Here is a 23,894-nt window from a genome sequence, read left to right as displayed (position 1 = left end):
CGGCTTCTAATTAAGGAGGAATAGGTAACTGATGAGTCTATACATTGTTATTATGACACTTGCAATAAGCTTTTTAATAACCGTCCTACTATGTCCTATATTTATTCCTTTTTTACGTAGACTAAAATTCGGACAGAGCATTCGGGAAGAAGGCCCAGAATCGCATATGAAAAAATCCGGTACTCCGACAATGGGTGGCATAATGATTGTTTTAAGTATTACGTTAACGACAATCATTTTAATGTATAAATTTGTGGAAATTCCCGTTAGTTATGAATATTGGTTGCTCTTATTTGTACTCGTCGGTTATGGTTTATTAGGATTTTTAGATGATTTTATAAAAGTTGCTTTAAAACGGAATTTAGGACTGACTTCAAAGCAAAAGTTAGTTGGGCAAGTGATTATTGCTATTATTTTTTATTTTACATTATGGTTAAATGATTTTCCTACTTATATTAAAGTACCAGGGACTGAACTACAGTGGGATCTTGGCTGGATGTATGCATTACTAATTCTTTTTATGTTAGTTGGTTCTTCAAATGCAGTTAATTTAACAGATGGACTGGATGGTCTTCTAGCAGGGACAGCAACAATATCTTTTGGTGCGTTTGCTTTAATTGTATCTTATTACTATCCCCAATTTGAAATTATCACGATTTTTTCACTGGCAGTAGTCGGTGCTTTAATCGGATTTTTAGTGTTTAATGCACATCCCGCCAAAGTCTTTATGGGAGATACAGGATCTCTTGCTTTAGGTGGGGCAATCGCTGCGGTTGCAATATTAACAAAAATGGAAATTATCCTAGTTATCATTGGTGGGGTTTTTGTCATTGAGACACTTTCTGTCATTATTCAAGTAATCTCTTTTAAAACGACAGGTAAAAGAGTCTTTAAAATGAGTCCCCTACATCACCATTATGAATTAAAAGGTTGGTCTGAATGGCGAGTTGTAATGATATTTTGGGTTGTCGCAATTATTTTTGCGACAATTGGCATTTATATTGAGGTGGCACTAGCATGAATGAACTGAAAAATTTCTCATATAAACATGTATTAGTTTTAGGATTAGCAAAGAGTGGTACTGCAGCTGCAAAAGTATTGTTACAAAATAACATAAAGGTACGAGTGAATGATTATAACACTGGCGAGAACTCAAAAATAGTTGAAGAATTAAAAAGTCAGGGTGCAGAAGTTATTGTAGGTTCGCACCCTATTTCTATTTTAGAAGACATAGATGTCGTAGTAAAAAACCCTGGAATACATTATGACAATATTATCGTTTTAGAGGCAATTAATAGAAAGATACCAATCATTACAGAAGTGGAACTAACCTCAATGTTAGCTTCTAATCATGATATTATTGGAATTACTGGTTCAAATGGAAAAACGACAACAACAACTCTCGTTGCGGAAATGTTAAAACGTAGTGGGCAAAAAATGAAACTTGCGGGGAACATTGGGGTTGCATCGATCGAAGTTGCTCAAAATCTTGAGGGAAATGAGAAGTTAGTATTAGAGTTATCCTCGTTTCAACTAATGGGAATCCAGACATTTAGACCAAACGTAGCCGCTCTTTTAAATTTATTTGAAGCTCATCTTGATTATCATGGCACAGTGGATAATTATAATCGAGCAAAAATGAATATATTTAAAAATCAGACAGAGTCAGATTTCTTAATTTATAATGCAGATGATCCGATCGTAAGAGAGGTTATCAAGGAAGCGAAATCGACTCTTATACCGTTTTCCGCAAAAACGGTACAGCCGGATGGAGCGTACGTTCTTGATGGAGAAATATATTTTAAAGGCGAAAAGATTATTTCATTAACTGAGGTAGTGCTTGTAGGTGAGCATAATGTCGAAAATATCTTAGCAGCGCTTAGTATTTCTATATTAAATGGTGCTACAAAAGAAGGTATTCAGTTTGTACTTAAGACTTTTAGTGGCGTAAAACATCGACTACAATTTGTTGCCAAAATAAATGAGCGTCTTTTTTATAATGATTCAAAAGCAACGAATATTTTAGCTACACAAAAAGCTTTAACCTCTTTTACACAACCGACAATTCTTTTAGCTGGTGGTTTGGATAGAGGTAATTCTTTTGATAGTTTGTTACCTGATTTGAAACATGTGAAGGCGATGATTCTCTTTGGAGAAACTGCTCCTAAATTAGTTGGACTTGCAAAAAAAGCAAATATAAATATAGTAGTCAAAGTAAAAGATGTAACTGAAGCTACGAAGGTGGCTTTTGAAGTATCCGAAAAAGGAGATGTTATTTTACTATCACCGGCTTGTGCAAGCTGGGATCAATACAAAACGTTTGAAGAAAGAGGGGACATGTTTATTCAAGCTGTGCATATATTAGCATAGGGGGACAACTTTTTCTTCAAATAAACTTCATATTATGATTTTCCCCCACTTTAGTTAGAGGGGGCTTTTTTATGTATAAATTAATGAACGAACAAAAACGATTGCCCGACTTGACTCTTTTATTACTAGTTATGCTTTTACTTATTGTTGGACTCATTATGGTCTACAGCTCATCGCATGTTTGGGCAACCTATAAATATGGTGACGCCTTCTTTTTTGTAAAACGTCAACTTTTATTTGCCGGTGTAGGCGTCATCGGTATGTTCGTCATTTATTTAATTCCTTATCAAGTATGGAAAAAATATGTCAAGGTCATTCTAGTTTTATGCTTATTATTATTGTTGCTCGTGTTGATCCCTGGTATTGGGATTGTTCGAGGAGGGGCTCAAAGCTGGATTGGAGTAGGAGCATTTAGTATTCAACCTTCAGAGTTCATGAAACTCGGCCTGATTTTATATTTAGCAAGCTATTTAACAACACATCAGAAATATATTACAACCTTTGGCAGAGGATTTTTTTTACCAATTTCAATAATTTTTATCGTCTTTGCTATCATTATGCTACAGCCAGACTTTGGTACTGGTGTTGTTTTAGTTGGAACTTGTGTGTTAATGATTTTTATCGCTGGAACAAGATTATCTTATTTTATTTTTTTAGGAATCATCGGAACTATCGGATTTATATTATTAATTTTGTCTGCACCTTACCGAATAAGTCGAATAACTTCTTATCTAAATCCGTGGGATGATCCATTAGGTGATGGGTTTCAAATTATTCAGTCCCTGTATGCGATTGGACCAGGAAAATTAATGGGTGTAGGGTTTGGTAATAGTTTACAGAAGTTTTTTTATCTACCAGAGCCACAAACTGATTTTATTTTTGCTATTATAGGAGAAGAGTTTGGTTTTATTGGTGCATCTATTGTCATCATTCTTTTTCTATTATTATGTTGGCGGGGTATTCTAATTGCGATAGAGGCACTCGATTCATTTGGACGTTATGTAGCTTTTGGAATTATTACGATGATCACTATACAAGTAATGATAAATATTAGCGTTGTGATCGGATTAATACCTGTAACTGGAATTACATTACCATTTCTAAGCTATGGAGGCTCTTCACTGACACTTACCTTATGTTCAATTGGGGTGTTGTTAAATATCAGTACGTATACGAAAAATTAAATTTTTATTACATTGTGCAACTCTAGTATAAGTTTATTATGAAATATGCTATAATTCATTTATTATAAGTATTTTTAGTATTTATTATAAAGGAAGAAATGAAAATGGAAAAAAAGAATGTTGTTTCCATAGAAGATCGTATTCCTCAATTAAAAGAAGCAAGAAAAAAGAAGGCGAATCGTAGACTTTTATTCTATCTCTCTATTTTTTTCTTCTTAATTTCAATGATAGTATACTTTCAATCACCTTTAAGTCATATTAAAAACATTGAAGTTATTGGAAATGAAATAGTACCTGAACAAGATATTATTTCGTTAAGTGGTCTTCAATCTGGATCAAATATATGGTTGATTAATCAACAAGCAGTTACTGAGTCGATAACAGATCACCCAATGATAAGTAGTATTGAGGTAGAACGAAAACTACCCCAAACAGTTAAATTAAAGGTGAAAGAGAAAAATGTGATTGGCTTTGTTAAATCAAATTTAGAATTTCATCCTGTACTAGAAAATGGTATGATAGTTACAACGAGTAATTTGCAGAATAAGGGTAATGGTCCTTTACTAAACAACTTTAGTGATGAACAATATTTACAGCGGATGGCTACCGAGTTAAGTAAAGTACCTGTTGATATTTTTAATTTAATATCAGAAATATCATGGGAGCCAACCGAGAAAAATAAATATAAAATACTTTTGTATATGAATGATGGATTTATTGTCGATGCTACGATACGAAATTTTTCTAGTAAAATGAAGAGTTATCCATCGATTGTTTCACAACTTAATCCTAATGAAAAAGGGATTGTACATATGGGTGTAGGAACTTATTTTGAAAAGATTGATTAATTGAATTGTTAGTAGTGGAGGTGCCTTATCATTGAGTAATGGTGAAATATTAGTCAGTTTAGATATTGGAACATCTGAAATAAAAGTCATTATTGGAGAAGTGCTAAAAGATTCATTAAATATTATTGGGGTAGGTACCGCTAAATCGCAAGGAATGAGAAAAGGTGCAATTGTTGATATAGATGAAACCGTTCATTCCATAAAAAACGCTATTGAACAAGCGGAACATATGGTAGATATGCGTATCGATAGAGTAGTAGTTGCGGTGAACGGTAACCATATTGAATTGCATTCTTGTCATGGTGTTGTTGCAGTCCAAAGCGAAAACCGAGAAATCGGTGACGATGATGTTACGAGAGTAATAGACGGTGCTCAAGTAATATCAATACCTCCTGAAAGAGAAATTATTGATTGTTTACCGAAACAATTTATCGTTGATGGATTGGATGAAATAACTGATCCAAGAGGCATGATTGGTGTTCGGTTAGAAATGGAAGGAACTATAATAACAAGTTCTAAAACAGTTTTACATAATATATTAAAATGCGTCGAAAGAGCAAATTTGGATATCACCGATATTTGCCTACAGCCGATAGCAGCGGGTTCAATTGCCCTTTCAAGAGATGAGCGCAATTTAGGAGTAGCATTAATCGATGTAGGTGGAGGTTGTACGACTGTTTCTATCTTCGAAAATGATCATCTTATAGCAACTTCCGTAATTCCTCTTGGTGGAGATAATATTACAAAAGACTTATCTATCGGTTTACGTACTACAACTGAAGAAGCCGAAAATATTAAAATTAATTATGGACATGCTTATTATGATACTGCTTTAGAGGAAGAAACCTTTGAAGCAACAATTATTGGAAGTAATCAAAAAGAAGTATACAATCAGTTACAAATTTCTGATATGATTGAAGCAAGACTTGAAGAAATATTTGAGCTTTCTAAAAAAGAGATAAGAAGAATGGGTTTTCATGAGTTACGTGGCGGATATGTGCTAACTGGTGGAACAATGAAAATGCAAGGTGTTTTAGAATTGGCCCAGGAAGTATTTAATGCTAATGCTCGGATTGCAATTCCAGATTATATCGGAGTACGTGAACCACAGTATACAGTAGGAGTAGGAACCATACAATTTGCTTATCGGAACGCAAAAATCCAAGGCAAAGACTTAACTCCATCGTTACATGTAAATCAACCCTCTAGTAATCAAAGGAAAAATACGAACGAGAAAGTTAAAGAGGAAGAACCTAAACAATCAAAAGTAGCAAATTTCTTTAAATCATTTTTTGAATAAATCTCGCAACTGAACGAATATAAAAACTAATCGCTTCTATAACTAGTGATTTTCATAGGAGGACAAACCATGTTAGAATTTGATACGAATACGGATCAGCTTGCAACGATAAAAGTAATTGGTGTTGGCGGTGGTGGAAACAATGCGGTAAATCGAATGATAGACCATGGGGTAGAAGGTGTAGAGTTTATTGCTGTAAATACAGACGCACAAGCATTGAATTTATCAAAAGCTGAGATAAAATTACAAATTGGTGAGAAATTAACACGAGGTCTTGGTGCAGGTGCTAACCCTGAAGTTGGGAAGAAGGCTGCCGAAGAAAGTAAAGAACAAATTGAAGAAGTGCTGCAAGGTGCGGATATGATTTTTGTAACTGCAGGAAAAGGTGGAGGAACAGGAACCGGGGCTGCACCTGTTATTGCTCAAATTGCAAAAGATCTAGGTGCATTAACGGTTGGTGTTGTTACACGTCCATTTTCTTTTGAAGGCATTCGAAGACAAAAACAAGCGAAAGCAGGCATCGATTCATTAAAAGAAGCAGTGGATACTTTAATTGTAATTCCAAATGATCGCTTACTTGAAATTGTAGATAAAAATACTCCAATGTTGGAAGCTTTTAGAGAAGCTGATAATGTATTACGTCAAGGTGTGCAAGGCATTTCAGATTTAATTGCAAAACCAGGACTTATAAACGTTGACTTTGCTGATGTTAAAACAATTATGTATGATAAAGGTTCAGCACTTATGGGAATTGGTGTTGCTACAGGAGAGAATCGTGCAGTGGAAGCCGCTAAAAAAGCAATTTCTTCTCCTTTACTTGAAACATCTATTGATGGAGCGCAGGGAGTCTTAATGAATATTTCCGGTGGTCCAAGTCTTAGTCTATTTGAAGTTCAAGAAGCAGCCGATTTGGTAACGTCTGCTGCAGATGATGAAGTGAACGTTATATTTGGTAATGTTATAAACGAAAATTTAAAAGAGGAAGTTATTGTCACCGTAATTGCAACAGGATTCGATGAAACGAAGAAACAGCAAAGAAAACAGGCTACTCCTCGCCCATCTGCAACATATCAACAGCATGCTGCAGCAACACGAGTTCCGGATCAACGTGAAAGAGAACCGCAACAAGAAGAGACATACCAAAATGATGAAGATACATTAGATATTCCAACATTTTTAAGAAATAGAAATAGAAAAAGATAACGACAAAGCCTAAAGCAGAACAAAAATCTGCTTAGGCTTTTTTTATATTCTCCGTACTTGCCCCCTCTTATCGAATAAATCCATTGTTCTAATGACCAAATATCTATAAACTGTGACATAAGGCTCTGCTTATTAATAAATCGATAGGATCGACTCGAGATCATGGAGAATGACTCAACATGACTCGACATCTTGGAAATAGACTCGATATGTTTCAAATGGACTCGACATGTTGGAAAAAGACTCGCCGTTTTCCATGATCCCTACCCAAAACGGTCACGATTAATATCAAAACATGCCCGTTTTCCATGATCCCCACCCAAAACGGTCACGATTAACATCAAAACATGCCCGTTTTCCATGACTCTCACCCAAAACGGTCACGATTAACATCAAAACATGCCCGTTTTCCATAACTCTTATCCAAAATGGTCACGATTAATATCAAAACATGCCCGTTTTCCATAACTCTTATCCAAAATGGTCACGATTAAGATCAAAACATGCCCGTTTTCCATGACTCTCACCCAAAACGGTCACGATTAAGATCAAAACATGCCCGTTTTCCATGACTCTCACCCAAAACGGTCACGATTAATATCAAAACATGCCCGTTTTCCATGATCCCCACCCAAAACGGTCACGATTAATATCGAAACATACTCGTCTTGCAGATCGACTCGACATCTTAGATCTAGACTCAGCATGTTGTTAATCGACTCACATTCCGCAGCAGAGGTAGAGTCACTTTTCCCCAACATTGATAAATCGTTACGCCACAGTTTCCTTCAACTACGAAGATTAAGAGCAATAAGGCTTTAGAAAGGATCCTGTTTTTTTTGACAAATTTTCTTAAATCTTGGCGTAAAAAACGTTTTAACTAATACATGAAATGACAATGTTTTTTTTACCAATCTACTATACTTATGGTACTAAAGAGAAACAGAGAAAGTCTGGAAGGACAGAGTCGATGATTTTATATTTGGACATCATTATTATTCTCAATCTGCTCTTTAATTTGATGATCTTGTCACTAACGAAATATTTGGCTCGTGTTCATACAACGATATATCGTTTACTATTTGGAACAATGATTGCGACATCACTTGTTCCAATCGTTATTTATTTTCCTGATTCATATTTTAATTCTATGCTTGGAAAAGGAATATATTCAATTTTCATTGTCATTGCAGCGTTTGGAATTAAAAGTATTTTTCACATAATAAAGAATATGTGTATTTTTTACTTTATTTCATTTTCAGTAGGGGGTGGTTTATTCGGTCTTCATTTTCTTGTACAAGATACACTTGGCAACAAAACAAATAAATTTCTTCTTTATGTCAATAACTTATATGGTGATCAGATGAGTCTAATAATTATTTTAATTGGATTTCCTATCATTTGGTTTTTCACGAAAACACGTATGGACAGGCATGTAAAAGATAAGATTAAATATGACCAAATGTACAATTGTATCTTTACAATTAATGGAGTGAGCCATCAAACAGTTGGGTATATTGACAGTGGGAATCATCTAGTAGACCCGTTATCTAATCGACCTGTTGTAATTTGCGATGAAATTTTTTTAAAAAATTTCTTTACAGACAAGGATTGGGATTTATTATGTTCTTCAATAATTAACCATGATATGGAACAAATTCCAACATCGATTCAAAAACAAATTTCCATTGTCCCTTATCAAGGGGTAGGAGGAAACAGTGACCTTTTATTCACAATCCGCCCGGACAAACTAACTATTGATTATGAGAATGAGGTTATAGAAACGAATGATGTTCTGATAGGAATTCAATTAGCTAATTTAACAGCTGATAATAGTTACCATTGTTTATTACATCCACAAATTATTCATCTTAGTACAGTGAGAAGTGCCTAATATTTATGAGAGGGAGAATTTACTGTGTGGAAATTTCGTTTACGTCTTTGGTGGAATCGAATTTTAATTAAGCTTGGAATTAAAAAAGATGAGATCTATTATATTGGTGGGAAAACAGCACTTCCGGCACCGTTAGAAAAATCGGAAGAAAAGGATTTGCTTGAGCGATTACCAAAGGGAGATAAAGTTGCTCGTGCAACATTGATTGAACATAATTTACGACTTGTTGTTTATATTGCCCGGAAATTTGAAAATACTGGCATTAATATAGAAGATCTCATCAGTATTGGATCAATTGGGCTTATAAAAGCAGTTAATACATTTGACCCAGAGAAAAAAATCAAGCTCGCTACATATGCTTCACGTTGTATTGAAAATGAAATTTTAATGTATTTAAGAAAAAATAACCGAATAAAAACAGAAGTATCTTTCGACGAGCCTTTAAATGTTGATTGGGATGGAAATGAATTATTGCTATCAGATGTTTTAGGAACAGAAGAAGACATAATTACAAAAGACCTAGAAATGAAAGTTGATAAGCAGTTATTAGTTAACGCTCTATCTACGCTAAATGGTCGTGAAAAGAAGATCATGGAATTAAGATTTGGCCTTATTGGTCAAGAAGAAAAAACACAAAAAGATGTGGCAGATATGCTCGGCATATCGCAATCCTATATTTCCAGACTGGAAAAGAAAATAATTAAAAGGCTGCAGAAGGAATTTAAAAAAATGGTTTAATTTATGTTATTTTTAACAAACACTTAATGTATAGCGCTTCAGAGATTATTATGTAAAATATGCTCCTTTTGTCTTGCATAAAAAAACTCTCTTACGGAGATACTTACGATGAGCAGTAGACATATCGGGAGGGTAAAGAGAGTGCTAAGACATAAGGTAGAAATTTGTGGCGTTGATACATCTAAACTTCCAGTACTTAAAAATGAAGAGATGCGAAAACTCTTCAGGCAAATAGAAAGAGAAGAGGATGTTGCAAAGGCAAGAGAGACACTAGTTAATGGTAATTTAAGATTAGTGCTAAGTGTGATCAAACGGTTTAATAACCGAGGGGAGAATGTAGATGATTTATTCCAAGTAGGATGTATCGGGCTAATGAAATCGATTGATAACTTTGACCTTAAACATAATGTACGTTTTTCAACATATGCCGTTCCAATGATTATTGGTGAAATTAAGCGATACTTACGAGATAACAATCCAATTAGAGTTTCAAGATCATTACGTGATACTGCTTACAAAGCCTTACAAGTAAGAGAAAAGCTAATTAATAAAACACAGGAGGAACCTACACCAGTTCAGATTGCCAAAGAAATGGGTGTTCCTCATGAAGATGTTGTATTTGCTATAGATGCGATTCAAGATCCTTTATCTTTGTTTGAACCTATTTATAATGATGGTGGAGATCCAATCTATGTCATGGATCAAATAAGCGATGATACAGAATCAGATGAAAGATGGGATGATCACTTATCATTAAAAGAAGGGATGCATCAATTAAATGAAAGGGAAAAATCAATATTAAACAAGCGATTTTTTCAAGGAAAAACACAAATGGAAGTTGCGGAAGAAATAGGGATATCCCAAGCACAAGTTTCACGCCTTGAAAAAGCAGCTATCGAACAAATGAACTCGGAAATGTTTGAATAATAATTTAATTTATTATTGTAAAGAGGAACAGGTTACAACAGCCGTTCCTCTTTTGTGCTGATAGAAGCTGGGACAATAGTATTTTAACTATAAACTGCGACATAAAAGTCTACATGTTATGTTATAGTCAACTCCACATCTAAGGGGGGAACTCATATATTGCGAATCGACTCGACATGTTCGAAATCGACTCGACATGTTTGAAATTGACTCGACATCTTGGAAACTGACTCGACATCTTGGAAAACGACTCGACGTCTTGGAAAACGACTCGACGTCTTGGAAAACGACTCGACATCTTGGAAATCGACTCGACATGTTTGAAATTGACTCGACATCTTGGAAACTGACTCGACATCTTGGAAAACGACTCGACGTCTTGGAAAACGACTCGACGTCTTGCAAATCGACTCGACGTCTTGGAAAACGACTCGACATGTTTGAAATTGACTCGACATCATGGAAACTGACTCGACATGTTTGAAATTGACTCGACATCTTGGAAAACGACTCGACGTCTTGGAAATCGACTCGACATGTTTGAAATTGACTCGACATCATGGAAACTGACTCGACATGTTCGAAATCGACTCGACATGTTTGAAATTGACTCGACATCATGGAAACTGACTCGACATGTTCGAAAACGACTCGACATGTTTGAAATTGACTCGACATCTTGGAAAACGACTCGACGTCTTTGAAAACGACTCGACATCATGGAAACTGACTCGACTTAACGTCTTGGAGATCGAGTCATTCTTTCCTAGGGGTGATTAAATAGTTACGTCACAGTATCCTTCAACTACGTATTAAGATAAAACAGTAGAAATAGTATCATTCTAAAATACAATCATTCGATTTTTACGCCTCAGCCTCTACTCATTGTTGATATAATAAGTTTTTCGCCATTTTCGGATGATAAGCCTAGTTTTCTACTGAAAGAATAGCGGTTTTAGACATATTCATGATAATTGAGCTACGGGCAGCTTGTGGTAATTTTAATCCGGTAAAAATAACTTTTTAATCAGACTGTTTGTCCAGTCAAAAATATGAAGCCTCCATCTAATAGCAATAGACTCACGGCATTCACCGAATCAGACGGTTCAAGGTTCTTCTTGATCCGTCATTTTTTATTTCCCCCTATTTTTTTCTGGATGATTTTTTATTTCAAATAATGTGAACAAGTAATTTTCAAATCACATTATTTTTAAAAATAGGTCTAAAAAACCTTAACTTTTTAAAAGTGCCCCAATAATCGTAGGATGCGGCTTATTTTTATCCTATTTTATGTCCAGGCTTTATTAATTTCAGATAAACCGATCTTACGAATTATACCTTCCTTAGTAATACCTTTTTCTCTACGAATTGATTTTATTAATTGTCATATCCATAATGATTCAATTTTCTTACTTCTAATTTGAACGTTTGCCCATTGTATAAAAAAGAATAAAGATAACAATTGAAAGACTGTGATTAGCGGTCTCTATATGACATTTATCCACATATCATTTTTAGCCCCGATTTAACCGCAAACTAGTCCCAATTACATTCTTTTTTCTTCACTTTATTATCTTGCAGTTTAACTAAATGTTATTTTTAAAACATTGATATAACAACATTTGATGATAATTATTGATAATGAATTCAATCTAATTTCATATACATATATAATAAGGTGGTGAATAAATTTGGTTACATTATCCGAACTGCAAATGAAAGAAGTAATAGTAATGCAAAGTGGTAAAAGATTAGGGTTTATTGATGATTTGGAGATCAACGAACAAAGTGGTTTAATTACGGGACTTATTATTTTAGATAAACAAATGAAAGGTTCTTTTTTCAATAAACCAGAAGAAAGACAGATTTCTTGGGAACAAATTGTTACAATCGGCTCAGATATTATTCTTGTTACGGAAGAAAAGTAGCATAATACAACTTCCTTAGGACAAAATTAGACGGTTTTAATGAAGATTTTTTATATTATGCTAGAATAGGGTTAGAAATTTCATTTATGATTGAAATTTCGCTTTAAAATCGTAAAAAATAGGAGAGAATGTCATAAAATGAGTGTTTCGGAAAATTTAGCTTACATTAATGAAAAAATTGAACAAGCTTGCGAAAAAGCGAATCGAAAAATTGACGAAATTACAGTTATCGGTGTGACAAAATATGTTACAATAGAACGAACAGAAGAATTAATTGCGGCTGGAATAACGAATCTTGGCGAAAATCGTACAGAAGAATTTTTACATAAATATGGAGAAATTGGAGATAGAGCTAATTGGCATTTTGTTGGGACATTACAATCAAGAAAAGTAAAAGATGTGGTTGGAAAAGTTTCGGCAATTCATTCTTTAGATCGTCTTTCAGTTGCTAAACAAATTAACAACCGTTCAGATGACCCGGTTGATTGTTTTGTGCAAGTTAATGTCAGTGGAGAAGAATCAAAGCATGGATTAAATCCTAAAGAAGTAATGTCTTTTATCAAAGAATTAGAACAATATAATAGAGTAAAAGTTGTTGGACTTATGACAATGGCGCCACATGTTGATAATAAAGCAGAAATTAGAACTGTTTTTCGCAAACTAAGGAATCTACGTGATGACGTCATGAACCAGAATTTCTCCCATGCACCATGTAAGTTTTTATCAATGGGAATGAGTAATGATTATGAAATTGCGATTGAAGAAGGTGCAACCCATATTCGTATCGGGTCAAAATTGGTAGGATCTTAAAATCCATAAGGAGGACTTCAAATGAGTTTGAAAGAAAAGTTTAGAAATTTTTTCAGTACAGATGATGAATATGAATATATAGAAGAAATTGAAGTAGACGAGCCAAAAAACTCATATTCTAAGCATAAAGAGAATAATGTAGTAAGCTTATCGGCAATACAACAACCAACTTCTAAAGTCATCTTGTGTGAACCAAAATCTTATAATGAAGTCCAAGAAATTGCTGATAATTTATTAAATAGACGTGCGGTCGTTATCAATTTACAACGTGTTGATCATGCGCAGGCGAAGAGAATTGTTGATTTTTTAAGTGGCACCGTTTACGCAATAAAAGGTGATATTCAAAAATTGGGTATAGCAACGTTTTTATGTACGCCTGATACCGTTGATGTAACAGGTACAATCTCATCGTTAGCGTTTAAAGAGGATGAACTTTAAAAAGGGATGGTAAGTATATGGGGCAAATTTTAGGCTTAATTAATGGAGTAATTACTATTTACAGTTATGCATTAATCGTTTATATTTTAATGTCTTGGTTTCCGGGAGCTCGTGAATCTCAATTTGGAATGTTTCTTGGTCGGATATGTGAACCATATTTGGAACAATTCAGAAAGATAATTCCTCCAATCGGTATGATTGATATTTCTCCAATTGCAGCAATCTTTGTTTTACATTTAGCTAGAATTGGAGTTCTTGAATTATTTCGAATGATCGGTTGGTAAGAAAATTTGAATATTTATCAACATTTTAGAAAACATGAGCACCCATTTGTTGACCAAGTATTATCATGGAAAGAGCAAGTAGAAAGAACGTACACTCCCTATTTGTCTGATTTCCTTGATCCGAGAGAACAACAAATCGTAAGTAGTATAATTGGCACTGCTAATGAAGAAATAAAATGTATATTCTTCGGAGGTGGGGATGAAACCGAACGACGTCGTGGGATCATTGCATCATACTATGAAGAAATGACAGAAAAGCAATTTGAAATAACGCTTTTAGAAGGAACTTTCGATAGTAAATTTAATCGATTAGAGCACCGTGATATTTTGGGCGCATTTATGTCACTTGGAATCGATCGAAAAAAAGTTGGTGATATTTTTGTAGCCGATGATCGTTTTCAAATTATTGTTACTGCTGAACTATCCTCTTATATCATGATGAATTTGACACAAATAAAAAATGCTCGTATCGATTTGAAGGAAAGAGAGTTTTCTAACTTGATTCGTAAACTGGATCAGTGGATAACGGCAAGCCAAACTGTTTCTTCTTTACGACTCGATATAATGGTGAAAGAAATTTATCGAATCTCTAGAAAAGATGCGGTATCTTACATAAAAGGAAATCGTGTTAAAGTAAATCATACAGATATTGACGATCCATCTGTACAAGTTATTGCAGATGATTTAATTTCTGTTCGTGGTCATGGAAGAAGTAAAATCGTTGAAATAAATGGACGAACGAGAAAAGATAAAATTAGAGTAACAACTGCACGATTAAAAACTTAAAATGTATAGAAAAAAGATGTTGAATTTCTGATTATGTACTATAATAGAAAAGAGAAATTGACAGTTTTTTATGTTACATATTTGGTATTGGCTCTAAAAACTAGACTAGTAAAGTATTTTTGAAAAAATTTAGCAATATTTTTGGAGGTGTTGTTTTGGTACTCTCACCATTAGATATTCATAATAAAGAGTTTACACGAGGATTTCGTGGATATAATGAAGATGAAGTGAATGAATTTTTAGATCAAATTATTAAGGATTATGAAATTACGATAAGAGATAAGAAAGGTTTAGAACAAGAAGTAGAAGAGCTAAATGAGAAGATCGGTCATTTTATGAATATTGAGGAAACGTTAAATAAATCGATCCTCGTTGCCCAAGAAACAGCAGAAGAGGTAAAAGCGAATGCACGTAAAGAGGCTAAATTAATTATTAAAGAGGCCGAAAAAAATGCCGATCGCATTATTAATGAAGCTTTGACTAAGTCAAGAAAAATTGCCATGGAAACGGATGAATTACAACGTCAGGCGAAAGTGTTTCGCACTAGACTTAAAATGTTAATCGAAGCACAACTTGATATGGTGGATAATGAAGATTGGGAAAAGTTTTTGGAAACTGCAGAGGACGAGTCTGAAATCCTTGCAGAATAGTTATACTTCTAATTAAAGTGTAGTAGATATCATTGTATGATTACTGTTTGATTGTGCTATAATAAATAGTACCTTAAAATGTTAACGAAAATTTCATACTTATAATTAAATACGATGAAAGAAATAGTATAAAAGAAAATAACTGTAAAAGCGAATTAGGGATGGTGAAAGCCTAATACAGTTATTCTTTTAGAAAATCATTCTGGAGTAGCCATTTGAAATTTAAGTAGAATAGGACGGAAATTCACGTTACGAATAATAAGTGAATGTAATTTTATTAGATTTATAAGGGTGGTACCGCGAGTTTCCTCGTCCCTTTAGGGATTTTGAGGATTTTTTTATATTTAAAATGAATTTGAATTTTGACACGATCTCTTAAGGAGGATTAATTTAATGGACTATAAAGATACACTACGAATGCCAAAAACAAAATTCCCCATGCGAGGTAATTTGCCAAATAAAGAGCCTATTCGTAGAGAAGAATGGGATAATAATAAAGTCTATGAAAAAGTACAAGATAGAACAAAAGGAAGACCGTTATTTGTGCTTCATGACGGTCCACCATATGCAAACGGGGATCTTCATATTGGGCATGCGTTAAACCAAATCTTAAAAGACTTTATTGTACGGTATAAATCGATGTCAGGTTTTCATGCGCCATATGTTCCGGGTTGGGATACACACGGATTGCCGATTGAAACAGCATTAACTAAAAACAAAAAAATAGATCGTAAAAAGATGAGCACAGCTGAATTTCGTCAAAAATGTGCTGAATATGCACTTGACCAAGTAGATCGCCAGCGTGAGCAACGGAAACAATTAGGTGCTACAGGTGACTGGGATAATCCATATATTACATTAACGAAAGATTATGAGGCTGCTCAAATTAAAGTATTCGGTGAAATGGCGAAAAAAGGATATATTTATAAAGGATTAAAGCCTGTATATTGGTCACCTTCTTCGGAATCTGCTCTTGCTGAAGCAGAAATTGAGTATAAAGATAAACGCTCTCCATCTATTTATGTATCGTATGAAGTGACAGATGGACTTGGTTTATTAGAAGAAGGAACAAAAATTATTATTTGGACGACAACACCATGGACAATTCCGGCAAGTTTAGGAATTAGTTTACATCCTGATCTTGAATACGAAGTTGTACAAGTAAATAATGAAAAATATGTAGTTGCGCATGACTTACTGGAACCAATAGCTGAAGAATTAGAATGGGAAAACTATAAGCGTGTTAAAATCTTTATGGGTCGCGAGGCGGAAAAAGTAATTGCTAAACATCCATTTTATGATCGAGATATTATTGTCATGCTTGGAACCCATGTAACAACAGAGTCAGGAACTGGTTGTGTTCATACTGCACCGGGTCACGGGGAAGATGACTTTTACGTATCTAAAAATTATGATGTAGAAGCGTTTTGTCCCGTTGATGATCGGGGTTATTTTACAGAGGAAGCCCCTGGATTTGAAGGAATGTTTTATGATGATGCTAATAAAGCAATTACGGAGAAACTGAAAGAAGTAGATGCTTTATTAACATTAAAGTTTATTACACACTCATATCCACATGATTGGCGGACAAAAAAACCGACGATCTTTAGAGCAACATCTCAGTGGTTTGCTTCCATTAAAGATTTTCGTCAAAATATTTTAGATGAGATTAAAGAAGTAGAATGGCATCCACACTGGGGAGAGACACGACTTTACAATATGGTTCGTGATCGAGAAGATTGGTGTATTTCTAGACAACGTACATGGGGAGTTCCGATTCCTGTATTTTATGGAGAAGATAATACGCCAATTATTACGGATGAAACAATTGAGCATATTTCTAACCTTTTCCGTAAACATGGATCAAATATTTGGTTCGAATGGGAAGCAGAAGACTTACTACCTGAAGGATTTACTTCTGAACATAGCCCAAATGGCAAGTTTACGAAAGAAACAGATATTATGGATGTTTGGTTCGATTCAGGCTCCTCGCATGAAGCTGTGTTAGTAGAGCGGGAAGAACTACGGCGTCCGGCTGATATTTATCTAGAAGGAAGTGACCAGTATCGTGGTTGGTTTAACTCCTCACTTTCTACTGCAGTTGCGGTTACAGGAAAAGCACCATATAAAGGAATACTAAGTCATGGGTTTGTTTTAGATGGTGAAGGAAGGAAAATGAGTAAATCATTAGGAAATATCATCCCACCTGCTAAAATTTTGAAACAGCTAGGGGCAGATATTTTAAGATTATGGGTTTCTTCGGTTGATTATCAAGCAGACGTAAGAATTTCACAAGAAATTTTAAAACAGGTTGCTGAAAACTATCGTAAAATCAGAAATACATTTCGTTTTATGTTAGCTAATTTGGCTGACTTTGATCCCAGTAAAGATGCTGTAGCAGAAAAGGATTTAGAGGAAGTAGATCGCTATATGTTACATCGTCTACAAACCTTAGTATCCAATGCTAAAAATAATTATGAAAATTATGATTTTGCTGATGTTTTCCATGATATTCATAATTATATTTCAATTGATTTAAGTGCTTTCTATTTAGACTTTGCTAAAGATATTCTTTATATTGAAGCGGAAAATAATCATAAACGCCGTAGTATTCAAACAGTTTATTATGAGACTTTAGTGTCTATTGTTAAGTTATTGACTCCAATTATTCCTCATACGACAGAAGAAGTATGGGAATATATTAACGGGGTAGATGCTGAGTACGTTCAGCTTACGGATATGCCGGAAGCACGTGAAGTAGAAAGCTTTGATCAAGAAGTTCAAGAAAAATGGGATCACTTCATGAAGGTTCGTTCAGATGTGCTAAAATCGCTTGAAGAAGCACGTAACGAGAAAATTATCGGTAAACCTTTAGAAGCAAAAATTACAATTGAAGCGAAAGATGATGTAACGAAAAACGTATTGGAGTCGATTCCGAACATTCACCAGTTACTGATCGTATCTGAAGCAGTGATTAATGAATCACATCCTAATGCAAAAGATTACCGATATGTTCGCATTTACGTTGAAAAGCATCCTGGAGAAAAATGTGAACGTTGCTGGATGTTATCTAATACAGTTGGCGAAAACGATAAGCATCCGGAATTATGCACTCGTTGTGCGGATGTAGTTGAAGAGCATTATCGTCATTTAGTAAACTAAGTGAATTTCATCTAAATATTGAAACGCTAAAGTAGAGGGTTAATCCATCCTCTACTTTTTTGATTTTGTAAATAATTTGTTTTGTGATCGTTCTAAAAAATCAGTCTTTTGCAAACGGGCGATTCATAAAAATATTTTTGATTAACTTTATTAACGAATGAAAGCGCAAAAAAAAGGAAGAATCTTTCACCCCTTTTCTGTACACTAATTGCTACAGGAGGTGAGTCCATGAATAATAAATCAATTGGATTATTTCAAGGAATTGCATTATACATTGCTGCTATTCTAGGCTCAGGTGTCCTTTTTTTATCGGGGGTAACAGCTTCAATGGCGGGGCCTTCATCTATTGTATCTTGGCTTATCGTTATAATAATTAGCTTTCCGCTTGCTTATTCTTTTGCTAGTTTGGCAAGAAAATACCCTGATGCTGGTGGAGCAGCAACCTTTGTTAGAAATTCTTTTGGTTATCATCTTGGCAATATCGTTGGGTGGTTTTACTTTGTAACAGCAGCAGTTGGTCAAACAATTGTGTCTTTAACCGGAGCTTATTATGTTAGTCAGGCATTTGGATTTTCAAATGTTGAAACAACTGTACTTGCAATTTTTATTTTGGCAATTGCAGGTGCTACTAATTATTACGGAGTAAATGTTAGTGGTAAAGTTGCATTGTTTTTAAGTTCTTTATTATTGATACTTTTACTGATAACAGTATTTGTGTCACTGCCAAGAATACAATGGGGGAATTTTACTCCCTTTGTTCCGAATGGGTGGTTTTCTGTCGGGAGCGCTATAACGGTTATCTTTTGGTCTTTTTTCGGTTGGGAGGCGATTTGTAATCTAGCCGAGCACTTTAAAAGACCAGAAAAGGATATTGTCAAAGGAGCAGTTGTTAGTGCAATAGTCATTGGATTATTATTTTTAGCGTTAAGTTTTGTCACTATTGGAACGGCGACGTATGGCAGTCAAGAAAGCAATCTGTCTCCTATTGGTGTTATAATGGGGGATACAGTAGGCGTAGGTGCCAAAATAGTCACGGCTGTTTTAGCGTTCATTATTTGTACAGGAACATCCAACGCATTTGTAGCTAGCTTAACGCAATTAGGATATTCATTAAGCAGAGATAATGCTTTTCCAAAATTTTTTTCAAGACGCCATGTAACCACTCAAATTCCGAGACGGATGGTATTATTTATTATCTGTTTTTCGGTAGCAGGTGTTTTAGTGACGAAGTCTTTATCGCTGACGTTTGATGATATTTTGTTTATACCGACTTCTCTTGGCATTTTAGTTTATATTCTTTCAATGGCAGCGGGCGTTAAATTATTTAGGAAGAATACATCGCCATGGTGGGCATCGTTAACCTCTTTCATTTTATGTTTATTGGTTCTTCCATTTTTCCAAATGTATATAGTTGTACCGATAATTGTCGTCGTTTTATATGCAATTTATATGATATTAGCAAGAAAACTTTCTCCTACAAGGGAGGATAAAATCTAATGAAGGATCAAAATAATCTTTCAAAAGAAACTATGTGGAAAGCGACAGTGTCATGTGACCCAGCATATGATGGGAAATTTTTTTACGCAGTCAGGACAACAGGAATATTCTGCCGTCCTTCTTGTAAGTCTAAGGTGCCTAATTGCGAAAATGTTTCCTTTTTTCCAAATGCGAACGAAGCCCAAAATGCAGGCTATCGACCATGCAAAAGATGCCGACCAGATCTAAATATAAAAACGTATGACCCATTCGAAAGCCTTATGGAAGATACGAAGCGATTGATAAAAAATAATTATTTTCATAATATGTCGTTACATGAAATTGCGTCAAGGGTCGGAGTTAGTCGTTTTCATTTAAATCGTATTTTCAAAGAAAGAACTGGATATACTCCACGAATATATTTAGAAAAGATTAGAGTGCATGAAGCGAAGGAACTTCTTTTAACGACAAATCTTAATAGCACGGAGGTTGGTTATCAAGTAGGTTATCAAAGTGTTTCTAGCTTTTATAATGCGTTTAAACGATATACGGGACTTTCACCGAGTCAATTTCGTACTTACCATAACGGAAATAACGCCAACCAAGAATTTGACTAATTTACGTTCGTTAAAAAAAGAACGAATGAACAAGGGTGCTTTATACTTCTCGTATTTCTTGGCAGAAAAGAAACCGGCATGGCCCTGCATTTGCGGAAGCCACCATCTATCATGAAAAAGGTTTATTTTCATACAAAAGTATAAATCCTTTCTTGACTCGCACACTGGCTAAGAGTGAGAATCCTAGGACTGCGCTTACTCGTCCCTTCGAGTAGAATGTGCACTTTCGTTCGTCCCACCGTAAAGCATTGTTGCGGGCGCCAGTACTAGCACGTCAATCACTCGTAAATGCAACTCGTACTCTCACCGTAAAGGCTTACACTCTAGAGCATAAGTACAACATCACCTAGTCACCCCAGTTATGGATTCTTTAGGAAGGCAGACTAAGAATAGGCTTTGCGCCTAACGTCGGCATACCTACTTTGAAGGGGTATGTTTTCTTTAACGAATGACAAGTTTTCTAAAAAATTTTGATATGAGGAAAGTACTCAAAATACGCCAAAGGAGACTAATTATATGATTATTTATGATACGTGCCATACAAAAATCGGCAATCTACGATTTACTTTTGATAAAAACGATCAATTAAGACGGATTGTTTTAACTGATGATCACTGGCATACTATCACTGCAAAACATACGACGAAAAGAAGTCATGAACTTGGAAAATCTGTTTGCCAGCAATTCCGGCAATATTTTGTAGGGAACATTCGTCAATTCGATATTCCATTTAAACTGAAAGGGACACCCTTTCAAAAACAAGTATGGAATGCTTTGCTCCAAATTCCTTATGGACAGATAAAGACCTATACCGATGTAGCAGCTTTTATTGAAAGACCTTATGCCATTCGTGCGGTAGGGCGAGCAATTGCAGTTAATCCCCTGCCAATTTTAATCCCCTGCCATCGTGTTATTGGTAGGAACAAGAAGCTGACGGGGTATGCAGGTGGGGTGGAGATGAAGAAACAGTTGCTGGAAATCGAGGGTAATAGTATCTCTGATGAGGCAGCCATTAGCATATAATAGTGGAGAATCATTAATAGATAGAACTATTGACGCTGTGTATATCAACTATGGAACTATGGGGGAGAAAGGCAATAAAACTGACGAAATGAGCCATTCTTTAAAACTTTGGACGGTCCGGTATAATTTTTTAAGTTTACATAGATAAATCTCGTGAAGAAATCGTATAATAGTGATATTGTATTAGATATGTTTAGTTTTATTGGTCGATTTCGGAGGGATGGATATGGGGCGTTATTACATACTAGCTATAATCGTAATTATTTTGGATCAAGGCACAAAATGGATCGTTGATAAAAAAATGGAATTATACGAAAGTATTCCTATTATAGAAAATTTCTTTTACCTTACCTCTCACAGGAACAAGGGAGCTGCCTGGGGAATTTTGCAAGGACATATGACTTTTTTCTATATTATCACAGTTATCGTTATTATCGGTATTATTTATTATATGCAAAAACATGCAAAGGATAATAAATTGCTCGCTATTTCATTAAGTTTACTATTGGGAGGCGCAATCGGTAACTTTATTGATCGTCTTGTTCGCAAAGAAGTCGTTGATTTTTTAGATTTTATTATTATCAATTATGATTTTCCAATTTTTAATGTTGCTGACTCTGCGCTTACTATTGGTGTGTTTCTTATTTTAATTGCTACTTTCCTAGATGAAAAAAAGGCTAAGAAAGGAAAACAGCTATCATGACTTTTATCCATCATATAATGGAAGAAGAAGCAGGTATTCGACTTGATAAGCTTTTAACCAACATAAATACGGAATACTCCCGGCAACAAATTCAACAATGGATCAAAGGAGATTATGTGTCCGTTAATAACGAAAAGCAAAAAGCGAATTATAAATGTAAGTATGGAGATATAATTAAATGGGATATTCCGATAGCACAAACAATGGAGATCAAAGCGGAGCCTATTCCTTTAGATATTTTATATGAAGATGAATATTTACTTGTAGTGAATAAACCGAAAGGGATGCTTGTTCATCCGACACAATCGGTGATGACAAATACGTTGGTAAATGGTTTACTACACCATTGTGAATATTTGTCCAATTTGAGTGGAGATGACCGTCCAGGAATTGTTCACCGCTTAGATAAGGATACGAGTGGTGCACTGCTAATTGCAAAAGATAATGAAACACATGAAGATTTGAAAAAACAATTTCAGGACCAAACAGTTACTCGAATTTATGAAGCAGTTTGCTTTGGGGTATTATCTCATTCAAAAGGTATTATTAAAGCCCCAATTGGCCGTAATCCGAAAAACAGATCACAAATGGCTGTAGTGGAAAACGGAAGAGAAGCCGAGACTCATTTCCGTGTATTAAAACGATTTCAGCAGTACACGTATGTGGAATGCGAATTAAAGACAGGAAGAACTCATCAAATAAGAGTTCATTTAAAATATATGAATCATCCTATTGTCGGGGACGAGGTATACTGCCGTAAAAAATCTTCTCTAATAAAAGGCCAAGCACTTTACGCAAAAGAGTTAGGTTTTATCCACCCAAAAACAGGTGTAAAGAAAACATTTACTGTCGAACAGCCAGAGGATTTCAATAATTTGTTACAAAGATTAGAAAATATGTCTTGACTTTAGAGGTCAGGTTTGAAATAATAAACATAGTCAAATAAGAGATCCTTTAACATAGTCCAGAGAGGCTAACAAGGAAACGGAACATAGGAATACGTATGTCCAAATCCTTATGCCTTCATAACTGGCATAAGGGTTTTTTAATGTAACAAGATTGTTAGCCAAAAGTTTGGAACTGTAAACCACTCGTATATCGAAAAACATTAGGTGTTACTTGATAAAATCCATAAACCGAGCAGTAACTTAAGTTGATAATTTATCGGTCAACCTAGATGCTGCACCGTTGATTTTCGCCTCTGGGCAGTGGCACATCCTTAGTGCATGCTTCAGCCTTCGCTGCACAGGACGTGCAAGTGCCGGCGTTGGTCACAAATCTTTATGGTGGGACGAAAACGTAGCTACAGTCCCAGGACGTGACCGCTTTTTGCTTCTAGGAGTCGACTGTCCTCCGGCCCCTAATCAACTATTGTGACAGTATCAAGCTGCGTAGATGTTACCTTCACCATTACAGCGAAGGAAATACACGGAGACTCCTGTGGGAGGAAAGGCCTCGGTGAGACTACGCAGGAGCGTAGCGACGAGGAGGCTCATCAGCCGCCCACGGAAAGCGGAGTGTATTTCCGTAGCGGTATTTTACTTTGCAACTTG

At 35.1% G+C, this 23,894-nt stretch carries 20 protein-coding genes, 1 pseudogene and 1 other annotated feature; all 21 genes and pseudogenes read left to right on the top strand.

What is annotated here, in order from left to right; genetic code table 11:
* Positions 1 to 31: 31 nt before the first annotated feature.
* The 21 genes and pseudogenes from mraY to SPD89_RS01155 all read left to right on the top strand — a co-directional run bounded on the left by mraY (position 32) and on the right by SPD89_RS01155 (position 23,246).
* The gene (mraY, locus tag SPD89_RS01255) at positions 32 to 1,021 is read left to right on the top strand and encodes a phospho-N-acetylmuramoyl-pentapeptide-transferase (RefSeq protein WP_336260128.1); all 990 of its coding nucleotides are present in this window, start codon (positions 32 to 34) and stop codon (positions 1,019 to 1,021) included.
* Positions 1,018 to 2,370, top strand: a complete 1,353-nt coding sequence (murD, locus tag SPD89_RS01250; RefSeq protein WP_336260127.1) for a UDP-N-acetylmuramoyl-L-alanine--D-glutamate ligase — start codon at positions 1,018 to 1,020, stop codon at positions 2,368 to 2,370. The genes mraY and murD overlap by 4 nt, the downstream gene beginning before the upstream one ends.
* 83 nt (positions 2,371 to 2,453) lie before the next feature.
* A complete protein-coding gene (spoVE, locus tag SPD89_RS01245; RefSeq protein WP_336260229.1) occupies positions 2,454 to 3,554 on the top strand; it encodes a stage V sporulation protein E in 1,101 nt (366 codons plus the stop codon).
* A 104-nt stretch (positions 3,555 to 3,658) separates the two neighbouring features.
* A complete protein-coding gene (locus SPD89_RS01240; protein WP_336260126.1) occupies positions 3,659 to 4,402 on the top strand; it encodes a cell division protein FtsQ/DivIB in 744 nt (247 codons plus the stop codon).
* Positions 4,403 to 4,433: 31 nt separating this feature from the next.
* Positions 4,434 to 5,702, top strand: coding sequence for a cell division protein FtsA (gene ftsA / locus SPD89_RS01235; protein ID WP_336260125.1), 1,269 nt, complete (start codon positions 4,434 to 4,436; stop codon positions 5,700 to 5,702).
* Positions 5,703 to 5,771: 69 nt separating this feature from the next.
* The gene (gene ftsZ, locus SPD89_RS01230) at positions 5,772 to 6,905 is read left to right on the top strand and encodes a cell division protein FtsZ (RefSeq protein WP_336260124.1); all 1,134 of its coding nucleotides are present in this window, start codon (positions 5,772 to 5,774) and stop codon (positions 6,903 to 6,905) included.
* Between the two features lie 970 nt (positions 6,906 to 7,875).
* The gene (gene spoIIGA / locus SPD89_RS01225) at positions 7,876 to 8,799 is read left to right on the top strand and encodes a sigma-E processing peptidase SpoIIGA (protein ID WP_336260123.1); all 924 of its coding nucleotides are present in this window, start codon (positions 7,876 to 7,878) and stop codon (positions 8,797 to 8,799) included.
* 24 nt (positions 8,800 to 8,823) lie between these two features.
* Positions 8,824 to 9,537: an RNA polymerase sporulation sigma factor SigE gene (sigE, locus tag SPD89_RS01220; RefSeq protein ID WP_336260122.1), complete on the top strand. Its 714-nt coding sequence runs from the start codon at positions 8,824 to 8,826 to the stop codon at positions 9,535 to 9,537.
* Between the two features lie 141 nt (positions 9,538 to 9,678).
* Positions 9,679 to 10,464, top strand: a complete 786-nt coding sequence (gene sigG / locus SPD89_RS01215; protein ID WP_336260121.1) for an RNA polymerase sporulation sigma factor SigG — start codon at positions 9,679 to 9,681, stop codon at positions 10,462 to 10,464.
* Positions 10,465 to 12,155: 1,691 nt separating this feature from the next.
* Complete coding sequence (locus tag SPD89_RS01210) at positions 12,156 to 12,392, top strand: YlmC/YmxH family sporulation protein (protein WP_336260120.1); 237 nt, start codon at positions 12,156 to 12,158, stop codon at positions 12,390 to 12,392.
* Between the two features lie 138 nt (positions 12,393 to 12,530).
* On the top strand, positions 12,531 to 13,202 hold the full coding sequence (locus SPD89_RS01205; RefSeq protein ID WP_336260119.1) for a YggS family pyridoxal phosphate-dependent enzyme: 672 nt from the start codon (positions 12,531 to 12,533) through the stop codon (positions 13,200 to 13,202).
* A 21-nt stretch (positions 13,203 to 13,223) separates the two neighbouring features.
* A complete protein-coding gene (locus tag SPD89_RS01200) occupies positions 13,224 to 13,640 on the top strand; it encodes a cell division protein SepF (RefSeq protein WP_336260118.1) in 417 nt (138 codons plus the stop codon).
* A gap of 17 nt (positions 13,641 to 13,657) precedes the next feature.
* On the top strand, positions 13,658 to 13,924 hold the full coding sequence (locus tag SPD89_RS01195) for a YggT family protein (protein WP_336260117.1): 267 nt from the start codon (positions 13,658 to 13,660) through the stop codon (positions 13,922 to 13,924).
* Positions 13,925 to 13,930: 6 nt separating this feature from the next.
* Positions 13,931 to 14,710 (top strand): YlmH family RNA-binding protein, encoded by a 780-nt coding sequence (locus SPD89_RS01190; protein WP_336260116.1) that lies wholly within the window; start codon positions 13,931 to 13,933, stop codon positions 14,708 to 14,710.
* A gap of 155 nt (positions 14,711 to 14,865) precedes the next feature.
* A complete protein-coding gene (locus SPD89_RS01185) occupies positions 14,866 to 15,360 on the top strand; it encodes a DivIVA domain-containing protein (RefSeq protein WP_336260115.1) in 495 nt (164 codons plus the stop codon).
* Positions 15,361 to 15,465: 105 nt separating this feature from the next.
* Positions 15,466 to 15,680: a binding site (T-box leader), on the top strand.
* A 73-nt stretch (positions 15,681 to 15,753) separates the two neighbouring features.
* The gene (ileS, locus tag SPD89_RS01180) at positions 15,754 to 18,522 is read left to right on the top strand and encodes an isoleucine--tRNA ligase (protein WP_336260114.1); all 2,769 of its coding nucleotides are present in this window, start codon (positions 15,754 to 15,756) and stop codon (positions 18,520 to 18,522) included.
* Positions 18,523 to 18,750: 228 nt separating this feature from the next.
* A pseudogene (locus SPD89_RS01175) lies at positions 18,751 to 20,035 on the top strand (APC family permease).
* Entirely contained in the window at positions 20,019 to 20,615 is a 597-nt protein-coding gene (locus SPD89_RS01170; protein ID WP_336260113.1) for a bifunctional transcriptional activator/DNA repair enzyme AdaA, read from the top strand. Before SPD89_RS01175 ends, SPD89_RS01170 begins: the two are co-directional and overlap by 17 nt.
* A gap of 516 nt (positions 20,616 to 21,131) precedes the next feature.
* Positions 21,132 to 21,638: a methylated-DNA--[protein]-cysteine S-methyltransferase gene (locus SPD89_RS01165; protein ID WP_336260112.1), complete on the top strand. Its 507-nt coding sequence runs from the start codon at positions 21,132 to 21,134 to the stop codon at positions 21,636 to 21,638.
* A 226-nt stretch (positions 21,639 to 21,864) separates the two neighbouring features.
* Positions 21,865 to 22,341 carry a signal peptidase II gene (lspA, locus tag SPD89_RS01160; protein ID WP_336260111.1) on the top strand — a complete coding sequence of 159 codons (477 nt, stop codon included), beginning with the start codon at positions 21,865 to 21,867 and terminating at the stop codon, positions 22,339 to 22,341.
* Positions 22,338 to 23,246 (top strand): RluA family pseudouridine synthase, encoded by a 909-nt coding sequence (locus SPD89_RS01155; RefSeq protein WP_336260110.1) that lies wholly within the window; start codon positions 22,338 to 22,340, stop codon positions 23,244 to 23,246. The genes lspA and SPD89_RS01155 overlap by 4 nt, the downstream gene beginning before the upstream one ends.
* Positions 23,247 to 23,894 lie beyond the last annotated feature (648 nt).

The organism is Pseudogracilibacillus sp. SO30301A, from assembly GCF_037072025.1.
Classification (GTDB): Bacteria; Bacillota; Bacilli; order Bacillales; family Amphibacillaceae; genus Pseudogracilibacillus.
The sequence above is the reverse complement of the archived record's forward strand: the minus strand, read 5'-3'. Positions and strand labels throughout refer to the sequence as shown.

What these genes read in the sequence shown, in the direction of transcription:
- SPD89_RS01240 (WP_336260126.1), top strand. Translation starts at nt 3,659, where the DNA reads ATGGAAAAAAAGAATGTTGTTTCCATAGAAGATCGTATTCCTCAATTA.
- murD (WP_336260127.1), top strand. Translation starts at nt 1,018, where the DNA reads ATGAATGAACTGAAAAATTTCTCATATAAACATGTATTAGTTTTAGGA.
- SPD89_RS01155 (WP_336260110.1), top strand. Translation starts at nt 22,338, where the DNA reads ATGACTTTTATCCATCATATAATGGAAGAAGAAGCAGGTATTCGACTT.
- SPD89_RS01200 (WP_336260118.1), top strand. Translation starts at nt 13,224, where the DNA reads ATGAGTTTGAAAGAAAAGTTTAGAAATTTTTTCAGTACAGATGATGAA.
- SPD89_RS01205 (WP_336260119.1), top strand. Translation starts at nt 12,531, where the DNA reads ATGAGTGTTTCGGAAAATTTAGCTTACATTAATGAAAAAATTGAACAA.
- spoVE (WP_336260229.1), top strand. Translation starts at nt 2,454, where the DNA reads ATGAACGAACAAAAACGATTGCCCGACTTGACTCTTTTATTACTAGTT.
- SPD89_RS01195 (WP_336260117.1), top strand. Translation starts at nt 13,658, where the DNA reads ATGGGGCAAATTTTAGGCTTAATTAATGGAGTAATTACTATTTACAGT.
- ileS (WP_336260114.1), top strand. Translation starts at nt 15,754, where the DNA reads ATGGACTATAAAGATACACTACGAATGCCAAAAACAAAATTCCCCATG.
- lspA (WP_336260111.1), top strand. Translation starts at nt 21,865, where the DNA reads ATGGGGCGTTATTACATACTAGCTATAATCGTAATTATTTTGGATCAA.
- ftsZ (WP_336260124.1), top strand. Translation starts at nt 5,772, where the DNA reads ATGTTAGAATTTGATACGAATACGGATCAGCTTGCAACGATAAAAGTA.
- SPD89_RS01170 (WP_336260113.1), top strand. Translation starts at nt 20,019, where the DNA reads ATGAAGGATCAAAATAATCTTTCAAAAGAAACTATGTGGAAAGCGACA.
- spoIIGA (WP_336260123.1), top strand. Translation starts at nt 7,876, where the DNA reads ATGATTTTATATTTGGACATCATTATTATTCTCAATCTGCTCTTTAAT.
- SPD89_RS01165 (WP_336260112.1), top strand. Translation starts at nt 21,132, where the DNA reads ATGATTATTTATGATACGTGCCATACAAAAATCGGCAATCTACGATTT.
- mraY (WP_336260128.1), top strand. Translation starts at nt 32, where the DNA reads ATGAGTCTATACATTGTTATTATGACACTTGCAATAAGCTTTTTAATA.